The organism is Pseudalkalibacillus sp. R45 (genome assembly GCF_052246725.1).
Taxonomy (GTDB): domain Bacteria; phylum Bacillota; class Bacilli; order Bacillales; family Fictibacillaceae; genus Pseudalkalibacillus.
This window is the reverse complement of record NZ_JBQQCL010000016.1, coordinates 1-18,978: the sequence shown is the minus strand read 5'-3', so window position 1 is coordinate 18,978 and position 18,978 is coordinate 1. Positions and strand designations below refer to the sequence as shown.

At 42.1% G+C, this 18,978-nt stretch carries 22 protein-coding genes; 2 read left to right on the top strand and 20 right to left on the bottom strand.

Annotated features, from left to right (window positions below; all coding sequences use genetic code 11):
* Nucleotides 1-4 precede the first annotated feature (4 nt).
* The 19 genes from spoVAE to ACTWQL_RS19715 form a co-directional block, all read right to left on the bottom strand.
* Nucleotides 5-358, bottom strand: a complete 354-nt coding sequence (spoVAE, locus tag ACTWQL_RS19805; RefSeq protein ID WP_443144135.1) for a stage V sporulation protein AE — start codon at nucleotides 356-358, stop codon at nucleotides 5-7.
* Nucleotides 351-1,376: a stage V sporulation protein AD gene (spoVAD, locus tag ACTWQL_RS19800; protein WP_443144134.1), complete on the bottom strand. Its 1,026-nt coding sequence runs from the start codon at nucleotides 1,374-1,376 to the stop codon at nucleotides 351-353. Before spoVAD ends, spoVAE begins: the two co-directional genes overlap by 8 nt.
* Before the next feature lie 22 nt (nucleotides 1,377-1,398).
* On the bottom strand, nucleotides 1,399-1,863 hold the full coding sequence (gene spoVAC / locus ACTWQL_RS19795; RefSeq protein ID WP_443144133.1) for a stage V sporulation protein AC: 465 nt from the start codon (nucleotides 1,861-1,863) through the stop codon (nucleotides 1,399-1,401).
* Nucleotides 1,864-1,895: 32 nt separating this feature from the next.
* On the bottom strand, nucleotides 1,896-2,318 hold the full coding sequence (locus ACTWQL_RS19790) for a stage V sporulation protein AB (RefSeq protein ID WP_443144132.1): 423 nt from the start codon (nucleotides 2,316-2,318) through the stop codon (nucleotides 1,896-1,898).
* Complete coding sequence (locus ACTWQL_RS19785; RefSeq protein ID WP_443144131.1) at nucleotides 2,308-2,931, bottom strand: stage V sporulation protein AA; 624 nt, start codon at nucleotides 2,929-2,931, stop codon at nucleotides 2,308-2,310. Before ACTWQL_RS19785 ends, ACTWQL_RS19790 begins: the two co-directional genes overlap by 11 nt.
* Nucleotides 2,932-3,654: 723 nt before the next feature.
* A complete protein-coding gene (sigF, locus tag ACTWQL_RS19780) occupies nucleotides 3,655-4,413 on the bottom strand; it encodes an RNA polymerase sporulation sigma factor SigF (protein ID WP_443144130.1) in 759 nt (252 codons plus the stop codon).
* Nucleotides 4,414-4,425: 12 nt separating this feature from the next.
* Nucleotides 4,426-4,866, bottom strand: coding sequence for an anti-sigma F factor (spoIIAB, locus tag ACTWQL_RS19775; protein ID WP_443144129.1), 441 nt, complete (start codon nucleotides 4,864-4,866; stop codon nucleotides 4,426-4,428).
* Nucleotides 4,866-5,216, bottom strand: a complete 351-nt coding sequence (spoIIAA, locus tag ACTWQL_RS19770) for an anti-sigma F factor antagonist (protein ID WP_443144128.1) — start codon at nucleotides 5,214-5,216, stop codon at nucleotides 4,866-4,868. The genes spoIIAB and spoIIAA overlap by 1 nt, the downstream gene beginning before the upstream one ends.
* Nucleotides 5,217-5,330: 114 nt before the next feature.
* On the bottom strand, nucleotides 5,331-6,503 hold the full coding sequence (locus tag ACTWQL_RS19765) for a D-alanyl-D-alanine carboxypeptidase family protein (RefSeq protein WP_443144191.1): 1,173 nt from the start codon (nucleotides 6,501-6,503) through the stop codon (nucleotides 5,331-5,333).
* A 309-nt stretch (nucleotides 6,504-6,812) separates the two neighbouring features.
* Nucleotides 6,813-8,114, bottom strand: a complete 1,302-nt coding sequence (locus tag ACTWQL_RS19760) for a pyrimidine-nucleoside phosphorylase (RefSeq protein ID WP_443144127.1) — start codon at nucleotides 8,112-8,114, stop codon at nucleotides 6,813-6,815.
* An 18-nt stretch (nucleotides 8,115-8,132) separates the two neighbouring features.
* Nucleotides 8,133-8,954, bottom strand: coding sequence for a purine-nucleoside phosphorylase (locus tag ACTWQL_RS19755; protein WP_443144126.1), 822 nt, complete (start codon nucleotides 8,952-8,954; stop codon nucleotides 8,133-8,135).
* 13 nt (nucleotides 8,955-8,967) lie between these two features.
* Nucleotides 8,968-9,786, bottom strand: a complete 819-nt coding sequence (locus ACTWQL_RS19750; protein ID WP_443144125.1) for a purine-nucleoside phosphorylase — start codon at nucleotides 9,784-9,786, stop codon at nucleotides 8,968-8,970.
* A 9-nt stretch (nucleotides 9,787-9,795) separates the two neighbouring features.
* On the bottom strand, nucleotides 9,796-10,980 hold the full coding sequence (gene deoB, locus ACTWQL_RS19745; protein WP_443144124.1) for a phosphopentomutase: 1,185 nt from the start codon (nucleotides 10,978-10,980) through the stop codon (nucleotides 9,796-9,798).
* Between the two features lie 174 nt (nucleotides 10,981-11,154).
* A complete protein-coding gene (gene xerD, locus ACTWQL_RS19740; RefSeq protein ID WP_443144123.1) occupies nucleotides 11,155-12,045 on the bottom strand; it encodes a site-specific tyrosine recombinase XerD in 891 nt (296 codons plus the stop codon).
* 13 nt (nucleotides 12,046-12,058) lie between these two features.
* Entirely contained in the window at nucleotides 12,059-12,292 is a 234-nt protein-coding gene (locus tag ACTWQL_RS19735) for a YqzK family protein (RefSeq protein ID WP_443144122.1), read from the bottom strand.
* A gap of 447 nt (nucleotides 12,293-12,739) precedes the next feature.
* Nucleotides 12,740-13,216 carry a ferric iron uptake transcriptional regulator gene (gene fur, locus ACTWQL_RS19730; RefSeq protein ID WP_443144121.1) on the bottom strand — a complete coding sequence of 159 codons (477 nt, stop codon included), beginning with the start codon at nucleotides 13,214-13,216 and terminating at the stop codon, nucleotides 12,740-12,742.
* A gap of 113 nt (nucleotides 13,217-13,329) precedes the next feature.
* Nucleotides 13,330-13,980: a stage II sporulation protein M gene (gene spoIIM / locus ACTWQL_RS19725; protein WP_443144120.1), complete on the bottom strand. Its 651-nt coding sequence runs from the start codon at nucleotides 13,978-13,980 to the stop codon at nucleotides 13,330-13,332.
* A gap of 87 nt (nucleotides 13,981-14,067) precedes the next feature.
* Nucleotides 14,068-15,237 carry an endonuclease Q family protein gene (locus ACTWQL_RS19720; protein ID WP_443144119.1) on the bottom strand — a complete coding sequence of 390 codons (1,170 nt, stop codon included), beginning with the start codon at nucleotides 15,235-15,237 and terminating at the stop codon, nucleotides 14,068-14,070.
* Nucleotide 15,238: 1 nt separating this feature from the next.
* On the bottom strand, nucleotides 15,239-15,781 hold the full coding sequence (locus ACTWQL_RS19715) for an NUDIX domain-containing protein (RefSeq protein ID WP_443144118.1): 543 nt from the start codon (nucleotides 15,779-15,781) through the stop codon (nucleotides 15,239-15,241).
* A gap of 100 nt (nucleotides 15,782-15,881) precedes the next feature.
* On the opposite strand from ACTWQL_RS19715, the gene mciZ reads away from it, so the two are divergent.
* Together mciZ and ACTWQL_RS19705 are read left to right on the top strand one after the other, a co-directional pair.
* The gene (mciZ, locus tag ACTWQL_RS19710) at nucleotides 15,882-16,013 is read left to right on the top strand and encodes a Z-ring formation inhibitor MciZ (protein ID WP_221565324.1); all 132 of its coding nucleotides are present in this window, start codon (nucleotides 15,882-15,884) and stop codon (nucleotides 16,011-16,013) included.
* A gap of 235 nt (nucleotides 16,014-16,248) precedes the next feature.
* A complete protein-coding gene (locus ACTWQL_RS19705; protein WP_443144117.1) occupies nucleotides 16,249-17,157 on the top strand; it encodes an aldo/keto reductase in 909 nt (302 codons plus the stop codon).
* A 262-nt stretch (nucleotides 17,158-17,419) separates the two neighbouring features.
* Here ACTWQL_RS19705 and ACTWQL_RS19700 read toward each other — a convergent pair whose 3' ends face one another.
* Nucleotides 17,420-18,607 (bottom strand): thiolase family protein, encoded by a 1,188-nt coding sequence (locus ACTWQL_RS19700; protein WP_443144116.1) that lies wholly within the window; start codon nucleotides 18,605-18,607, stop codon nucleotides 17,420-17,422.
* Nucleotides 18,608-18,978 lie beyond the last annotated feature (371 nt).

Sequence of the window (18,978 nt, the reverse complement as noted above, 5' to 3'; positions counted from 1 at the left end):
CCAATCATCCTTTTGGTTTAAAAAGAACAGCCACGATGAAACCGAACAGTATAGCTGATGAAATTCCAGCAGAAGTCAACTGGAAAATACCCATTGCAATCCCGATAAACCCATGTTCATCCGCTTCTGCCATCGCTCCATGAAGGAGGGAATGTCCGAAGCTGGTAATAGGAACTGTCGCTCCTGCACCTGCAAACTGGATCAATTTGTCGTAAAGTCCGAATCCATCAAGGGTAGCACCTGCTACAACAAAGCCGGAGGTGACATGAGCCGGTGTAAGTTTGAAAATATCCATCAACAGCTGACCCACTACACAAATGAGCCCACCTACTACGAATGCAATAAAATACTCAACCATTCATACCACCTCCATCAGCAGCTTCCAGAACGACGCCATGGGCAATTGTAGGGATCGTTTCTTTCTGCTGGACCATCGTCGGATTCATCAAGGCTCCTGTGGCTACAACAAAAATCCGCTTCAGCTTCCCTTCTTTCAATTCTTTGAGTAGGTGTCCATACGTTACAACTGCTGAACATGCACACCCGCTCCCTCCTGCAAATACGGGTTGATCAGGGCGATACACCAATAAGCCGCAATCCTGATGGTTGGAGGATAAATCATGATTTTTCTCTTGTAGCAATTGAAGTAAAATCGGTGAACCGACTGCTGATAGGTCACCGGTCACGATCAAATCATAATCACTTGGCTTACGGCCTGTATCCTCCAGATGTGCAGCAATCGTATCCGCAGCAGCAGGGGCCATGGCTGAACCCATATCGAAGGGATCTGTAATACCTAAATCCAAAACCCTGCCTATGGTAGCCATGGTAACTTTGATCGGTGATGGTTGTGTACTGACAATCGATGCACCTGCCCCCGTTACCGTATAGGTTGCGGTATCTGGTTTTTGCCCGCCATATTCAGTCGGATATCGGAATTGTCTTTCCGCAGTGGCATTGTGACTGCTAACCGCTGTCAGCACTGTATTGGCAAAATCTCCATCGATCAATGCAGAGGCTAACGCAAGAGTCTCCATCGATGTAGAGCAAGCTCCGAACATTCCTAAGAAAGGGATCTGGTTTTTACGTGCTGTATAGTTGGCAATGACAGTTTGGTTGATAAGATCTCCTGACAGAAACAAATCCATATCTTGTGGTGTTTTACCGGATTTTTGCAAGCAGATATCAATCGCTTGTTCCATCAAATGACGTTCTGCTAGTTCCCAATTTGCTTGGCCACAATGGAGTTCATCAAACGTGATATCATAAGTTTCACTCAACGGACCTGCAGCCTCATCTGGACCAACAGCAGTACCAGTTGCATTGATATATAGCGATTTCGAATATGTCCAAGTTTGTTTACCTGTAAGTTTCATTTGTTGTTTATCCTCCTAGGGCTTAAAATACCATCTGGAATAAATAACGGATCATCCCGATCACATATGCCGCAACAGCACCGAAAACAATTACAGCTCCTGCCAACTTGAAAAGGTTCGTTGCCACACCAAGCACGATTCCCTCACTTTTATGTTCCAGAGCTGCGCTTGTTACTGCGTTTGCGAATCCTGTGACTGGAACAATGGACCCCGCCCCAGCAAATTGGCCGATCTTATCATAGATCCCGAATCCAGTTAGCAATGCTGCAGCAAGTATCAGGGTTGCAACTGTCGGATTCCCTGCAGTCTTCTCCGTAAAATTGAAGAAGGTGATATAAAAGTTCGTAATCCCCTGTCCAATCGCACATATTAGCCCCCCGATCAGAAAGGCTTTTATACAATTCCATATATACGGAGGTTGTGGTTGTAAAGGTTTGATTTTTTCTTTATAAGCTTGTTGCTCTGGTGAAAGTTTGTTTTTACCCATGTCTTACAGCTCCTTTTATACCTTTTAAAAAATCACAGATGTACGAAGAAGATCCAATGGAACAGTGAACCTACTACTTTTCCGAACAAAATTGCCATCAGGAGTATGAGAACTTGTTCTTTGAACCCGACACGTTTCATCAAGATTGGAAGTACATTCAACACTTCTGTCAATGCAGCAGCCAGCATTCCGATAAAAGTTCCGCTTGCAATACCGATCGGAATCAGAAACCAATGGCTAGAAGAGATGGTGAGATCTCTCAATCCATACCAACTTGATAATAAGACGCCTGCAATGATGCCGATTTCATAGCCTCTTAATTTTGAATATGTTTTTGTGATTTGCATCAACCGTGGAATGATACCGAAAACCGTCAAAATTGCAACGAAACCTGCTCCTACTGCGAGGCCTCCTCCTAAACCTATCAACATGACGATAATAATTTTAATTGTCATGAGCTTTCTTCTCGTTTTCTTTGTTCTCATTCATGATGACGTACTGATCCAAATCCTGTTGGTAGTTGAACATTTCCACTTCAAGTGGACTTGGTTCTTCATTGAAACGTTTCTTGAAAATATGGTTGAAAAAGAGCACCATCCCTAATCCAAGCCCAAAAGAATACGGAACCTGTAAAAGAAGCGGATATTCGTTCTTCCGTCCTGTGACCAGGTAGTAAATCTTCTGGTGAACCTGCTGCATGCTGACATCCTCATGGAAATTCATAATCGCAAGTGCAGCGCCAATGAATAACAAGAGCCAAACGACCACAAAATAAACCCCAGTAATTTTCGATTGCTTATACTGGACTTCTATAATCGTTTGAGGTGTACCGACAGTTTGAATATCCAAACTCGGAAATCGCTCTTTAATGGCCTTTAGAACTTTCATAAGATCGATGATAACGATGGTTTTATCTTCCACCGTGATTTTATGAACTGTCATATGACCAATTTCTTGAATGACATTTTCAGGGCCGACGAGTTGAGCAAGATCTTTAATTCGTATTGTCTGTCCAGGAGAAGCAAGAAGCCTATGCCGCATACGTAAATAAACCGCTTCAACTTCCAAAGAAAGTCCCCCTTTTATGCCAATTCGTTTATATGTAGTATGTTTCTTCCAAACCACTCTCATTCTGGATGCCCAACCTATCCAGTAATTACCTTTTGGATAGGAGCAGTTAAATAAATTCAGGAATAAGGTAAGGATGTAATGAAGAAAAATGACGGTATATTTGAAGGAAATTGTGGTAATGTGGAGAAAAAAGCGGTAGATAAAAGAGGAATTTACAGTTTTTGTTGCGGACTATAGTCAACAATCTATGATAATCTACACGATTTTTTATTTTTCTATATTGTTGATGTTTGCGAAATTCACTCCATTTCCACAGGCAAACCAAAAGCGGAAGTAACCGGGTTAGGCACGAAGGTCACTGTAAACTGGCGAGGAGGATCGAACCAAATGATTCTGGGTGGACGCATACAAAAATGTTAATCAAAGTGTCGACCTCGCAAGTTGCACTATCCTGTTAACGGATACAGGAGACCTTATTTACCCAAAATAATGGAATTTTACAAACTTAGCGGACACCAGGGACCTTATTTCGAAAATATCATAGGAAATCAGCTGCTTTGTTCACAAATAACGGCTGTGGTGTCCGTTAAAGTTTCAGAAACAGCGGTTTTGTCACAAATAACGGCTCTGATGTCCGTTAACATGGCGGCTTGGCGGCTTTCCCCAGATATGGCGTTAATTTCGTTTGTTACACACAAAACAAAAACCCGGATAGACGACTTATTCGTCCATCTGGGTTTTCATCTCACGGAGTATTTTCTTTTCTAGCCTGGAAACTTGAACTTGTGATATTCCAAGCCTTGTAGCTACCTCAGACTGCGTCTGATCCTTATAATATCTGAGATAGACGATCAATCTCTCACGTTCATTCAGCGTCTGGATTGCTTCTTTCAAAGCAATCTGATCAAACCACTTCGTATCACCCTGATCTGAAATTTGATCAAGCAATGTAATCGGATCTCCATCATTCTCATAAACGGTTTCATGAATCGATGATGGGGCACGGACAGCTTCCTGTGCCATCACGACATCTTCAGGACTGATCTCAAGTTTCGTCGCAATTTCATTCACGGTAGGATTGCGGCTAAACTCTTTCGATAGTTCATCCCGTACTTTCCTGACTTTATTACCGAGTTCTTTTAAGGATCGGCTTACTTTGACTGTTCCATCATCCCTTATGAACCGCTGGATCTCTCCGATGATCATCGGGACTGCATAAGTCGAAAATTTTACGTCATAACTAAGATCGAATTTATCTACAGATTTAAGCAGACCGATACTTCCAATTTGGAAAAGGTCATCCGGTTCGTACCCTCTGTTCAAAAAGCGTTGTACAACAGACCAGACCAACCGCATGTTCTTCTCTACGATGGTATCTCTCGCTGTCTGATCGCCTTCCTGACTTCGTTGGATCAATTCTTTCATTTCCTTGTCATTGAGGTACGTGTTTTTTTTATCTTGTTTGACATCCAAATCCATAGGCTATGCTCCTTAATTACAAAGCGCTTTATGATTTGTCAGATACTTCTTCAAACGGATCGTGGTGCCGAAAGATTTTTCTGTGTCAATTTCGATTTGGTCCATGAAATTTTCCATGATTGTAAAACCCATCCCGGATCTTTCAAGTTCTGGCTTAGTTGTGAATAATGGCTGTCTAGCTTCATCCAGATCATCGATTCCGACTCCTTCATCACGGATCATCAATTCAACACAACCATCATCTAAAATGCATTCGATATAAACCATTCCATCAGCGTTGTTATCGTATCCATGAATGATTGCATTCGTAACGGCTTCTGAAACAACCGTTTTGATTTCAGTCAATTCATCTACAGTAGGATCGAGTTGTGCGATGAAGGATGCAACTGTGACCCTTGCAAATGATTCATTTTCACTACGTGCAGAGAATTCCATTTTCATGACATTTTTCATTATGCCACCCCCAGCGTGTGCAAAGCTTTTTGTTCACTATCTTCAAGTCGGATGATCTTGAACATGCCTGACATCTCAAACAGTCTTTTTACAGAAGGGGAGATCGAACAAACAACCATTTCTCCTCCTTGACTTTTAATCAATTTATATCGTCCTAGGATTACCCCTAATCCTGAACTATCCATAAAAGACAAGGCTTCTAAATTCAATACGATATCATGAATCTGATTTTCTTGGATCGTTTGATCAACTTCTGTCCGTAACTGTTCTGCTGTATGGTGGTCTAAGTCGCCTTCTAATCGGATACACAGGACACGGTCTTTAACTTCGAGTTTTACACTAAGACTCACTTACCTCTCCTCCTTCTTCTAGGTAGTGAGTCATTTCGCTATTTTTATAATGGAATCCTTCTCGCTGACAAAACTAGTGTTGAATCGATTCATAATCTGATAATGTGAGAAAATTTACGGTGTTTGCGAAAACTTGCCTACTGTACGTTTGAATAGTCCCCACCAATTCGCTGCTGCAACGTTTTCGGATGCGACCAAAGGTGATTCAGTAACGGTTTTCCCATTGTTTTTGACAACGAGCGTTCCGAGCCGGTCTCCTTTTTCAATCGGCATTTTCACCTGCTTATTGATTTTGATTTCCGTTGTGAGTTTCATCTTCTTCTCACCTTTTTTCATCAAAAGGGAGATCGGTTCTGAAGTCGCCATTTGGATCGTCTTCGATACACCTTTTTGGATTGGGATTTCATCGATCATCTGGTGTCTTTCGTAAATCCTTTCCGTCTCATAATTCGCAAAGGCATAATCGAGCATTTGTGTCACCTGGGCGTTCCTTTCCTTTGTCGTCGGAGCCCCCATGACAACTGCAATGACACGCATATCGTCTTTTTTGGCTGTAGCAGTCAAACAATATTTAGCCTCGTTCGTATAGCCGGTTTTCAATCCATCCACGCCAGGGTAAAATTTGACGAGCTTATTCGTATTGACAAGCCAGAATTTTTTATCGGTATTTTGACGCAGGTAATCTTCATATTTACCTGTGTAATTTGTAATCTGTTCATATTTCAAAAGTTCTTTCGCCATCAAAGCCATGTCTCTTGCTGTACTGTAATGGTCTGTTTCCGGAAGTCCTGTTGCATTTTTAAAGTTGGAGTTCTTTAACCCCAGTTCCTTTGCTTTTTCATTCATCATTTTTACGAAAGCGTCGTTCGTCCCAGCGATAAACTCTCCAAGAGCGACTGAGGCATCGTTTCCTGATGCTAACGCAACACCTTTAAGCATCTCTTCGACGGTCATGATTTCTCCTTCTTCAAGGAAAATTTGCGATCCACCCATAGATGCTGCATATTCACTTGTTCGAACTTTGTCTTTCAGGTTGATTTTGCCTTTATGTAAAGCATCCATCACGAGAATCATTGTCATGATCTTCGTCATACTTGCAGGAGGAAGCTTTTCATCAGCATTTTTATCGAATAGTACTGTACCTGTATCTCTTTCAATCAAAATTGCAGAGGATGCTTTTTCAGCAAGAGTATTGACTGGAACATGATCCTCATTAGCAAATGCAGCTGGTGAAAGGACTGATAGCCCTACCACTGCCGCAATCATACATGTAAAAAAGCGTTTCATAGACATAATCCCTCCATTCTTAGTATTCTTATTTTTTCCAATTTTGAACAGTTTATACTTTAGGAAGGGTGAAAAACGTTTTTGGGTTTTCGGAGCAATCTACGACAGGATGTAAGTTATCTCTACAAGTAAGGGGTAAATCGCTGGAAAACTGAAATTATCTCTAGAACTTTAAATTTATCTCTACAACTCAAATTTTCGACATGAAATTCGTTCAACGTAAATCTTAAATCCATCCTTATTTCCCCACCATAAAAAAAAGCTGCCCATAAGCCATAATCAGCTTACAAGCAGCTATCCAAAACGTTATTACATGATCTCTTTATAAACTAGTGGTGGTGCGGTTACTTTTTCAGTGGAAATTGTATATGCACCGTTCAATTTCTTCAATACTTCATCCACATTTTCTTGATTACTGTGCAATGTCGCGATTGTCTCGCCTTTCTTCACTTCATCGCCGACTTTCTTATGAAGGACGATTCCAACTGCAAGATCAATCTCTGAATCTTTGGTTGCACGACCTGCCCCTAACAACATTGCGGCAGTTCCGACCTCATTGGCCATGATTTCTGAAACATATCCATCTTTTTCAGCAACAAATGGAATCTCGTGCTTTGCTGTTGGCAATTTGCTTAGATCGTCGATGACCGATTCGTCTCCTCCTTGAGCCTTCAAGAACGTTTTAAACGTCTCAATCGCTTTGCCGTTTTTCATGACGTCGATCAGCATTTGACGAGCTTCTTCCTTCGTCTCAGCTTTTTCCGCGAGCATCACCATGAACGAACCTAATGTCAAGCAGAGTTCTTCAAGATCTTCAGGTCCTTCTCCACGTAATGTGTCTGCTGCCTCTTTAACTTCAAGCGCATTCCCGATTGCAAAACCGAGCGGCTGGCTCATATCTGAAATGATCGCCATCGTATTACGTCCGACATTATTTCCGATCTTCACCATCGCTTTTGCCAGTTCTTCTGCCTTTTCAACTTCTGTCATGAAGGCACCAGCACCTGTTTTCACATCAAGTACAATCGCATCTGCACCTGCAGCAATCTTCTTACTCATGATCGAGCTTGCAATCAACGGAATCGAATTGACTGTAGCCGTTACATCTCGAAGTCCATAAAGTTTCTTGTCAGCAGGTGTAAGGTTTCCGCTCTGACCGATGACTGCGATCTTATTCTTATTTACAAGTTTGATGAATTCGTCGTTGTCGATTTCGACATGGAAACCAGGTACAGCTTCAAGCTTATCGATTGTACCGCCTGTATGACCGAGACCACGTCCTGACATTTTTGCAACAGGAACCCCGACAGCTGCTACGAGTGGTGCAAGTACAAGTGTCGTCGTGTCCCCGACGCCTCCAGTGGAATGTTTATCAACTTTAATGCCTTCTATGGCTGCAAGATCAATTTTGTCGCCTGAGTCAACCATTGCCATTGTAAAATTCGCACGTTCTTCTTCAGTCATATCATTGAAATAAATAGCCATTGCCAGGGCGGACATTTGATAATCAGGGATGTCTCCGTTCGTATATCCTTCAATGATGAAGGCGATTTCATCTTGCGTCAGTTCGTTTCCGTTCCGTTTCTTTTCAATCAAATCTACCATTCTCATGCTATATCAGTCCTTGTATTATACTTTTTCAATCACTGAACGCAGCAATTGCTTAAATTTCGGCTTTGTACGGTTCGCTACTTCTACAACCTGTTCATGTGTCAGTGGTTCCAAGTCCTCAGCAATCGCCATGTCCGTGATGCAAGAGATCCCGATCGTCTTCATATCCATTTGGCGGGCGACAATCACTTCCGGTACTGTAGACATGCCTACCGTATCAGAACCAAGGGTACGAAGCATCTTCAATTCTGCACGTGTCATATAGGTCGGTCCACTGATCGATGCATAAATACCTTTTTGCAAGGAAATACCTTCTTGTTCAGCGACATTCTCCACTAGGTCGATCAATTCTGGCGTATAGGCAGTGCTCATATCCGGGAAGCGGGGTCCGAGTTCACGATCATTCGGTCCAATTAAAGGATTCGATCCAGTCAGATTCAAATGATCTTCGATGATCATCAAGTCACCAGCTTGGAAATCCGGATTCATGCCGCCGCATGCATTCGTAACAATGATCTGTTCAACACCAAGTCCTTTCATGACACGGACCGGGAACGTGACCTCCTGTAACGAGTATCCTTCATAAAAATGAAAACGACCCTGCATCGCAACAACCTTTTTTCCACTCATCGTCCCAATGACTAACCTTCCCGCATGCCCTTCTACTGTTGAAACAGGGAAATGCGGGATTTCACTGTAATCGATCAGTTTCGCGTTCTCGATTTCATCTGCAAAATCCCCAAGACCTGATCCTAAAATCAATCCGATTGTCGGCTGATCATCTGTTTTACTCGTTATAAACTTTACAGAATCTTGAATTTTTGTGTTTAGCTCTGACATCCGCGATTCCCCCTTAAATACTTTTGACGATCTGTTGTACGAGATCCATGAAGTTTGCTTTCACTTTTTCAGTGGTTTCGATGACCTCATCATGGGTAAGAGGTTGATCGAGAATACCTGCAGCCATATTGGAAATGCAAGAAATCCCGAGTACTTCCATTCCGCCATGGCGAGCTGTAATCACTTCTGGAACCGTGGACATGCCGACGGCGTCTCCTCCCATGATACGAAGCATCCTCACTTCTGCAGGAGTTTCATAAGATGGCCCTGAATTAGCGATATAGACACCTTCTTGAAGAGAGATGTTCAATTTATTTGCCACTTGTTTCGCGGTATCTTGTAAACGCTCAGAATAAGCATCCGACATATCAGGAAAACGGACTCCTAGTGAAGCGTCGTTCGGACCGATCAGTGGGTTATCACCGATATTATTGATATGATCTGTAATGATCATCAAGTCTCCGGCTTCAAAAGATTCATTGATTCCTCCTGCAGCATTCGTAACAAGCAATGTTTCAACTCCAATTTCCTTCATGACCCTTACCGGAAAAGTCACTTTTTCCATTGGATATCCTTCGTAATAGTGGAAACGCCCTTTCATCGCGACAACGGTTTTCCCTTCAATGGTACCGATGACGAGTTCCCCAGCGTGCCCCTCAACCGTCGAGACAGGAAAAGATGGGATATCAGAATATGGAATCGAAATCGGATTTTCGATTTTATCTGCAAGAACGCCCAAGCCAGACCCTAGAATCAAACCAATGGTTGGCTTGTCATGCAATCTCTCCTCAATATATTGTACTGATTGTTGAATCGATTTCGTTAAAGACATGACGACCTCCTATGATAAATCCTTTAAAAAACTTTTGCCGAATTCAGGCGCTTTAATATTAAAGTTATCTGCAATCGTAGCTCCGATATCTGCAAATGATTCACGCAGAGGAAGCTCTTTTCCTACCTGGATACCCACCTGATAAGCAATCAGCGGGACGTATTCTCTTGTATGATCCGTACCATGATGGACAGGATCGTTCCCGTGGTCAGCTGTAATCAGAAGCAAATCATCCTCATTTAGTTTTTCAAGCAGTTCCGGAAGTCGGGTGTCGAATTCTTCCAATGCCTCACCATAACCGATCGGATCACGACGATGGCCGAACTTCGCATCAAAATCAACAAGGTTCAAGAAACTTATTCCCGTAAAATCACGGTCTGCTGTTTTCACGACCTGGTCCATTCCATCCATATTGCATGTTGTTCTGATCGCATCTGTAACCCCTTCACCATCATATATATCAGAGATTTTGCCGATGGCGATGACATCATAATCAGCATCCTGCATTTCATTCATGACTGTACGTCCAAAAGGTTTAAGTGCGTAATCATGTCGATTTGAAGTTCGTTCAAACGCTCCTGGTTTACCAATGAATGGACGTGCAATGACGCGTCCTACCATATATTTTTCATCTAACGTGAGTTCACGTGCAATTTTACATATATCATACAACTCATCAATTGGAACAATGTCTTCATGTGCTGCAATCTGAAGAACTGAATCTGCTGATGTATAAACGATCAACGCCCCTGTTTCCATATGTTCCTGCCCAAGCTCAACCAGAATTTCTGTTCCGGAAGCAGGTTTGTTCCCGATGATCTTTCTGCCGGTCTTTTCTTCAAGTTCAGCGAGCAACTCCTTAGGAAAACCGTCCGGGAAGGTTTTAAATGGCTGCTCGATGTGGAGCCCCATGATTTCCCAATGGCCAGTCATTGTGTCTTTCCCATTGGATGCTTCTTGCATTTTGCCAAAATGAGCAGATGGCTTTTCAGCTTTTTCAAGACCTGGGATCTCTCTGATGTTGCTGAGTCCAAGCTTTGCCATGTTCGGCATATTGAGACCATTCATCTTCTCTGCAATATGTCCTAATGTATCTGCTCCTAAATCATTGAATTTTGCTGCATCCGGCGCTTCACCGATTCCGACCGAATCCATGACGATCAAAAACACTCGTTTGAATTTTGAGTCCGCCATACTATTCTCCTCCCTAATCTTCTCGCTATTTTATACCATTTCCATTGGTAAGTTCTATCAAACAACCACATGTAAAGGTCAGAAGTCTGACCTCTGTTAAAAAAGCTAAAGTACCCTTTTATAAAGGTACTTTTTTGATTGTACCATGTTTTTAAATCGTTTTCACGAAATTTCTCATGCTCTTGGATGATAGGTAGAATAAATGTCTTTCAGGCGTGTTTTCGTAACGTGCGTATAAATTTGTGTCGTCGAAATGTCCACATGTCCGAGCAACTCCTGAACAGCTCGCAGGTCTGCCCCATTTTCAAGTAAGTGTGTTGCAAACGAATGTCTTAATGTATGTGGTGTCAATTCCTTTTGTATGTTCGCTGCTCGTGACAGTTTTTTCAATATCTTCCAAAAGCCTTGCCTCGTCAAACGGTTTCCATGATGGTTCAAAAACAACGCATCAGTGGTCTTCTTTTTTAAGAGCTTTCCGCGACCATTCTCAATATATGTGGTCAGTGCTTCTGTAGCCATTCTTCCTACTGGAATGATCCGTTCCTTATCACCTTTTCCAACACACCTTACAAAACCCATGGTCAAATGGACATCGGATAGATTCAATTGGATAAGCTCGGAGACACGGATTCCGGTCGCATAAAGCAATTCAATCATCGCTCGGTCTCTAATTCCGAAAGCTGAGTTACTTTCAGGTGCTTCCATCAAATTCTCAACTTCCTGTGATGATAAAATTTTTGGTAATTTACGTTCAGTCTTCGGTGTTTCAATATGTACAGATGGATCTTGGTCCGTCACTCTTTCACGTATGAGAAACTGATGGAAGGATCGAATGGAAGCGATTGTCCTTGCAATCGTCGTTGAAGCGCGTCCAGCATCCTTCAAATGGTAGAGATATGCCATGATATCGTTCCTGCGTACTTCATTCAACTCTTTATGTTTTAATTCCTTCATTAAGAAGGTCGTATATTGTTTCAAATCCCGTTGGTACGACTGTAAAGTGTTTTCAGACAGCCCACGTTCTACAGTCAAATAATGCAAATAATCCTGAACCTCATCAATCATGAGCAAACGCTCCTTATTCCCCAATTTCATAAAATAATTGTAATCGTTCAATCCAATAGATCTCTTCTTCCTCTTCATCATAAGATTGGAAGACCTTTACTGCTCGTCCTTCGGGTTCATCGTAACGATGAAAGTCCTGGTACTGTTCGTTCAACCATAAAAGTCCATAATAAAATAGTAACGTACAGCATGCAAAAGCGAGAAATACTTTACATGCGTTCAAAATTAAACGAAATAACGAAATCATCGTTTCTCCTCCCAGTTTGTCCTTCCTACAGGATATGCCTGCGATCCTGTAGAATATACGTCAAAACTGGAAACATGCTGAAGAAACGTGGATTTCCGACTGTATTATTGGATTTGTCTTCAACTAAGGCTGTTTTCACATAGATTATTGTTTTTGGAAATATACTCGCTTTCCTCGGGCAAACGAAAAGTCTCGCTTAGCTTGCTTTTCCCGGTGGTGTCTCCACTGCCAGAACGTTTCAGCATCTTTCTTTACCACATTACATTAGCAACAAACATTTAGAAAACAGCCTTAACTAAAGAAAACTTGGCTAAGAGCCAAGCCTTGGCGCAGGTTGAGCATTAGTTGCGCCAATACTGAAGAAAGTAATTTTATTCTTTCTTTAAGTGTGAAAGAAAACTGACCCCCTCGCTCATTTCATTGTGGGTCAGTCCTTCAGTTCATTTTCTATTTGGTCGTAACTTCTTTTTCATTTTCAACGTCTGCTTTATCATGGCATCGATGACAGATTCCGTGAAAGGTCAATCGGTGATCTTTCACTTTGAAATTCCAATCCTTCTCCACGACTTGTTCCACTTCTCCAAGTAGATCTTCCTGGATTTCGTCCACTGCTCCACATTCGATACATACTAAATGATGATGGAAGTGTGCCGCACCTTCTTTTCGAAGGTCATACCTGGAAACCCCATCGCCAAAGTTGATCTTATCGACGATTTTCAATTCAGTAAGTAGTTCCAGCGTCCGATAAACCGTTGCTAACCCGATTTCAGGAGCTTTATCTTTAACGAGCAGATAGACATCCTCTGCACTCAAATGATCTTCTTCACGCTCAAGCAAAACGCGAACCGTTGCTTCACGTTGTGGGGTAAGTTTATAGCTTTGTGAATGGAGCTGTTTTTTAATGCGGTTGATACGATTTTCCAAGACGACCCCTCCCACACTCTATGTATATTCTTATTATAAGCATGGGGAAAAGGGGTGTCAAATTATAATTGTTTTAAATTAGATATTATAATGATTATCATCTGATAATTTTATTAATTGAAAATGCCGATTGTCGCTTTGATTAATGTAGGCGATAAAAAGGCTTCAATAAAGGACGCGCTTGCAACTAGAACCATGATTATGATCACCGTTGCAGTATACCTGAACAATAAAGGCATCAATGGGGTCATCATTCTGTTTGAGAATTGGGCTTTGATGAGTGTCATAGAGATTGCTACTGCAGCAGTCGTCACCAAAACAAACGCAGGAATGAGGATCAGGTTTTGCGGCAAAACCGAAACGAAGGACAACAGGAATCCCTGCCACCCCATCTGATTGACTAGAAATCCGACTGTAAACCCGACAACCATCCCTTTTAAGAATAATAAAACAAGGATGACTGGCACTCCGATAATTGAAAGCCCCAGCAGCCAAATCAACCCCATATATTTAATATAATGGAAGAAGCTTTGAGTAAACATAGCAGATGCACTTGCCACTTCCCCCTCTGAAACTTGTCCGAAAAACCGGTTCAAATAATGGAATAGATCTTCTTTTTGCATCAAACTCAAACTATTGACAATAACAGCACCAAACACAATCCCCATCATGAGTAAAACAACCGTAAATGTATATAAGGATGAATGTTCTTGTATATGCTGTGAAAATGAACGTCTCATATTATAGGTCACCCTGTGCTCCATCATATTTCCTCCCTCATGCTCTCTTACTTTCAATTTATGAGAGGAAATCATAGAGTATGACCGAGTAATATTAATTTATAGAATTCCTTAGTTGAGCTTGCCGTAATGGCCTCCCCCGCCTTCTTTCAGAGGAATTGTGCCATTTCTTGATTCTATGATTTTATCTACCACTTGATTTGGTAGTATTTCACGGAGTTCTTCATCTGAAACAGAATGGATGACCTCCATATCTGTCCCGAACTGTCTTCTCAACTTCTCTAGCATTCTTGGTCCGAGACCCGGAATGAATTCAAGAGGTACATGATGGGTGTACGGAGGTCTTTTTTCAGGAGAAGATGCAGAAGCAGTATCCGATAATTCCTTAATCCGATTGGAAACACCCTTGACTATGCGACCTTTTTCACAATGAGCGCATTTGAGGGTTTCCTCTTCTTTAATCAAGACTCCGCATTTCGCACAGCAAGTTCGATAGTATTTACCGAGCTGAGGATGGAGGCCGTAATTAACGACTATCTTTCGTCCTTCTTTCCCCTTCAATGCTAAAGAGAGTTCTTTAAATGAAAGGTCTTCCATGTCAATTGCTTGATATTCACGTCCAATCTTTTCTAGCGAATGAGCATCTGAATTCGATAGAAACGTATGCTTCTCCAATTCTCCCAATTGTCCTGCCATATGGGTATCACAGCTTAATCCAAGTTCTATCGCATCAATCAATTCAGGCTTGAAGACTTCTTCCATGCTCTTAACAACACCTCTGCCATATAAACTTTTAAAAGGGGTGAAAGCATGGGCGATTATAAACAAGCCCCCCAATTCCTTAGTTTTTTCTTGAAGTTCAGTCGCGCTTCCATAAAAACGCTGTGAGGATAGATGATGGTTCGTCATCCTCTCACCTAACCAACTGCTGAAATGTTTCATGCAGTTTAAATAAGGTAAAAAGACTAATACGTGAATCGGACCATTACAGTTCTCATCATAGATTTCGATTTCCGAACCCGGAATCAAGCAGCCTCTGTCTTTTATGAGCCCACCATCACGATGTTCAGAGATCTCACCCTTTTCAACGGCCTCTTCTAGTTCACGAATTACAGCAGGAACATGACAATCGATAATCCCGACCATCTGTATTCCTTTATGCTGGAAGGCTGTGTGTAATACATTTGATAGAGTCAAGTTTTTCGAGGCTGATATTTTTACAGGCTTACCTTCTGAAGTGCTTCCTAAATGGATATGGAAATCAGCAAAAATCCGTTTCATTTTAAGATCGATCTTCCTTCAATTGCAAGTATTGGATGGCAAACGCCGTTTTTGCATCAAAAATGTCCTGGCTTTTTACAAGTTCAATTGCTTCTTCCAATGTCACTTCCATCCGCTCGACAAACTCGTCCTGATCCAACTGGACCTTCCCTTGTTCCAACTGATCAGTGTAATAGATATGAATAAGTTCATCCGCAAAACCAGGAGATGTATAGAAGGATTGAAGATATGTCAGCTTTGTACTTCGATAACCTGTCTCCTCCTCCAGCTCACGTAGTGCACAAACTTCTGGATCTTCACCTTTTTCAAGTTTCCCTGCAGGAATCTCGATGATTTCCCGGTTCAAAGGTTTGCGATACTGACGTACGAGAACGATTTTATTTTCCGGCGTTACAGCTAACACCGCTACTGCACCAGGATGTTTCACGACTTCTCTCTGGCTCGTCTTTCCATTAGGGAGTTCGACTTGTTCAAGATGAAGGTCGATGATTTTTCCACTATATATGACTTCTGAATCAATCGTTTTTTCTTCTAACTTTTTCATGACACAAAACTCCTTGTGCTAATTCTATTTTTTGATACATAAAGTCTATCATAAGCGATTATCCTATTCCTAATGATGAGAGACGAAGGGAGTCTATACCATGAAGGTTTATCTGCAGACGAACAGCGTTACATTAGTCGGAAAAGCCTGGCAAGTACGGTATTTGCTGAAAAAATATATGCAGGAATACGACACCGTCCAGGATTGGATCGAAGGCCGTCATAAAAAATAAACTGAAGGAACAGCACCTCTTGAGGGTGTTGTTTTTTGGTCTGATCAAAATGAAATCATTGATAATTATGTAGTTCGCACCGATATTTTTCTGAGCTGCACCGATAAGTTTGCAACGTGCACCGATAATTCCAAGATTTGCCCCCATATTATAGTCTGAAGCAGAAATCTCCAGATCAGGAAAGATGTTTTCGGGCTGCCGCTCGTGGTAATGTACTAACCAGGAGGTGCTTTTCATGCAATTGAACAAACTAGGATCTTCAGAATTACGAGTATCAGAAATCGGATTAGGCTGTATGTCATTAGGATCGGATGAAAAAGAAGCAACAAAGATCATCCACAAAGCACTAGATAAAGGCGTAACGTTGATTGATACGGCAGATCTCTATGACTTTGGTGAAAACGAAAAATTAGTCGGGAAAGCTTTGAAAGGAAAGCGCGAACAATGCGTTCTGGCTACGAAAGTGGGTAACCGTTGGGATCACGTAGATGAAGGTTGGGAATGGGCACCGAGTAAGGATTACATAAAAACTGCGGTAAAACGTTCCTTACAAAGATTAGACACAGATTATATCGATTTGTATCAGCTTCACGGCGGAACGATTGATGATCCAATCGATGAGATCATCGAGGCTTTTGAGGACTTGAAAACAGAAGGATTGATCCGTGAGTATGGAATCTCCTCAATCCGTCCGAATGTCATTAAAGAATACCTTGAACGCTCAAATATCGTCAGCATAATGATGCAGTATAGTTTACTTGACCGTCGACCCGAAGAATGGTTGAATAGGATCCAGGCTAATAACGTATCTGTCATTGCTCGCGGACCTCTCGCGAAAGGAAACCTTAGTAAGCGGATTTTTACAGATAAAGCTTCTGATAAAGGATTTATGGACTATCGACCTTCTGAAATCAAGGATATCGTGACAAAGATAAAAGATATATCACATGGTAGAAAGCTTTCCCATTTGTCGCTTCGCTATCCCCTGCATCACCCAGCAGTGGCGACAACAATTCCTGGTGCAAGTTCAGTCGGACAAGTTGATGATAATACTGAAGCGGCTAAGATCGAATTGACTCATAAGGAAATTGAACTTTTCCAGGAATGGACGAAACAAACATTCTATGATAAACATCGTGATTAGAGGATGAAAGTTCCACTGTGGATTTATTCAAGCTGACGGGTGTATTTGTAAATATGGGCCGCATTTTTGTGAATTTGAGCGGCATTATTGTAAAACCAGAGCTTAATTTTGAAAACTAAGCTCCAATTTTGCAAAATTAAGGGACTGTCCCAAAAGTGTCTGAGTCTCTCCGAATTTAACAACATTTTGAGAAAGTTCGTGGATTTGATCCAAAATGTTGCGTTGGAGGTGTCTGACACTTTTCTTTGGGCAGTCCCTTTAATCATGTATTCTCGTTTTCAATAACCATCGCTATGCCTTGCCCGCCGCCGATACAGAGACTGGCTACACCAAATCGTTTGTTTTGGAGCTGCAGCTCATATGCAAGTGATAGCAATAGTCTTGATCCGCTCGCACCGACTGGATGACCCAGTGCGATTGCTCCGCCATTTACATTCGTTTTATCGCGATCCAGATTCAGTTCTTTTTCGACAGCAACGTATTGGGCGGCAAAAGCTTCATTGATTTCGAACAAATCGATCTGATCCTTGGAAAGCCCTGCCCGTTTCAAGGCAAGATTGATCGCAGGCACTGGACCGATCCCCATTACTGAAGGATCAACACCGCAAACAGCCCATGAACGGATTTTCGCGAGGGGCTTCACATTTTTCTTCTTAACAAAAGAGTCTCCTGCGATTACCAATGAAACAGCACCATCGTTAATCCCGCTCGAATTTCCGGCCGTCACCGTACCGTCCTTTTTGAAAGTGGGTTTCAGCTTAGACAATCCTTCTACAGACGTCGATGATCTGACATGTTCATCGGTCTTCACAGTTTTAACCTCTTTCCATTCTTTCACCTCAACTGAAACAATTTCACGTTGGAAGCGACCTGATTGAATGGCTTCAGAAGCACGTTGGTGACTAATAACAGAAAATTCATCCTGTTCTTCTCTCGAAATATCGTATTGTTCAGAAAGGTTTTCAGCTGTGATGCCCATTCCGTTTCCAATCGCTTCATCCCTCAAAGTCAATAAGAGCATATCCTCAAATTGGACATTGCCGAGCTTAGGATGACCGAAACGATTTGTAAATGAAACATGCGGACTCATCGACATATTATCGACGCCGCCAACAAGCGCAACCTCTCCTTCATTCAAAAGGATAGAATGGACCCCTGAAATAACTGATTGCAATCCAGAACCACAAAGGCGGTTCACAAGCATAGCCGGCGTCTCTACTGGAATTTCCGATTTTGTAGCGATATGACGAGCTACATATGGTGCGTTTGTACTGCTATGAATCACATTTCCATATATGACCTGTTCGATTTCATCAGGAGATACCTGTGAGCGTTCCATCGCTTCCTTTGCAGTGGCAACGCCTAGTTCAGTAGGTCCAATGCTTGCAAATGATTTTCCGAATGAGGTGAATGCTGTCCGCGCGCCCTCTAGAATATATACTTCTTCCATCTCGATATCCCCCTTCATATAAAAAGGCTGTTTTCGCAAACTTTGTTGCTTTTGCACTTAAAGAAAGTATAAAATACTTTCTTCAGTATAAGGGCAACTAAGGCTCGACCTACAAAATGCTTGGTCTCGCCAAGTTTTCTTTAAAAGTCGTTGATTTCCGCTCCAGGATGCTCGCTTTCCGCGGGGCGTGCGGTGAGCCCACTCGTCGCCTTGCGATCTCAGGAGTCTCCTTTTCAAGGAAGCCTTTGTGCTCCTGCGTCTCCAAGAAAGTCCTGTCGAAGCGAGCTTCCTCGTCGCATGCCTTGCGAGGAGATTATTCAGGTAGTAGGCACGCTGATCCCGCAGGACAAGGAAAGCTTCGGCAGCGTTAC

What these genes read in the sequence shown, in the direction of transcription:
- spoVAE (WP_443144135.1), bottom strand. Translation starts at nt 358, where the DNA reads ATGGTTGAGTATTTTATTGCATTCGTAGTAGGTGGGCTCATTTGTGTA.
- spoVAD (WP_443144134.1), bottom strand. Translation starts at nt 1,376, where the DNA reads ATGAAACTTACAGGTAAACAAACTTGGACATATTCGAAATCGCTATAT.
- spoVAC (WP_443144133.1), bottom strand. Translation starts at nt 1,863, where the DNA reads ATGGGTAAAAACAAACTTTCACCAGAGCAACAAGCTTATAAAGAAAAA.
- ACTWQL_RS19790 (WP_443144132.1), bottom strand. Translation starts at nt 2,318, where the DNA reads ATGACAATTAAAATTATTATCGTCATGTTGATAGGTTTAGGAGGAGGC.
- sigF (WP_443144130.1), bottom strand. Translation starts at nt 4,413, where the DNA reads ATGGATTTGGATGTCAAACAAGATAAAAAAAACACGTACCTCAATGAC.
- spoIIAB (WP_443144129.1), bottom strand. Translation starts at nt 4,866, where the DNA reads ATGAAAAATGTCATGAAAATGGAATTCTCTGCACGTAGTGAAAATGAA.
- ACTWQL_RS19765 (WP_443144191.1), bottom strand. Translation starts at nt 6,503, where the DNA reads ATGAAACGCTTTTTTACATGTATGATTGCGGCAGTGGTAGGGCTATCA.
- ACTWQL_RS19760 (WP_443144127.1), bottom strand. Translation starts at nt 8,114, where the DNA reads ATGAGAATGGTAGATTTGATTGAAAAGAAACGGAACGGAAACGAACTG.
- ACTWQL_RS19755 (WP_443144126.1), bottom strand. Translation starts at nt 8,954, where the DNA reads ATGTCAGAGCTAAACACAAAAATTCAAGATTCTGTAAAGTTTATAACG.
- ACTWQL_RS19750 (WP_443144125.1), bottom strand. Translation starts at nt 9,786, where the DNA reads ATGTCTTTAACGAAATCGATTCAACAATCAGTACAATATATTGAGGAG.
- deoB (WP_443144124.1), bottom strand. Translation starts at nt 10,980, where the DNA reads ATGGCGGACTCAAAATTCAAACGAGTGTTTTTGATCGTCATGGATTCG.
- xerD (WP_443144123.1), bottom strand. Translation starts at nt 12,045, where the DNA reads ATGATTGATGAGGTTCAGGATTATTTGCATTATTTGACTGTAGAACGT.
- ACTWQL_RS19735 (WP_443144122.1), bottom strand. Translation starts at nt 12,292, where the DNA reads ATGATTTCGTTATTTCGTTTAATTTTGAACGCATGTAAAGTATTTCTC.
- spoIIM (WP_443144120.1), bottom strand. Translation starts at nt 13,980, where the DNA reads ATGGAGCACAGGGTGACCTATAATATGAGACGTTCATTTTCACAGCAT.
- ACTWQL_RS19720 (WP_443144119.1), bottom strand. Translation starts at nt 15,237, where the DNA reads ATGAAACGGATTTTTGCTGATTTCCATATCCATTTAGGAAGCACTTCA.
- ACTWQL_RS19715 (WP_443144118.1), bottom strand. Translation starts at nt 15,781, where the DNA reads ATGAAAAAGTTAGAAGAAAAAACGATTGATTCAGAAGTCATATATAGT.
- mciZ (WP_221565324.1), top strand. Translation starts at nt 15,882, where the DNA reads ATGAAGGTTTATCTGCAGACGAACAGCGTTACATTAGTCGGAAAAGCC.
- ACTWQL_RS19705 (WP_443144117.1), top strand. Translation starts at nt 16,249, where the DNA reads ATGCAATTGAACAAACTAGGATCTTCAGAATTACGAGTATCAGAAATC.
- ACTWQL_RS19700 (WP_443144116.1), bottom strand. Translation starts at nt 18,607, where the DNA reads ATGGAAGAAGTATATATTCTAGAGGGCGCGCGGACAGCATTCACCTCA.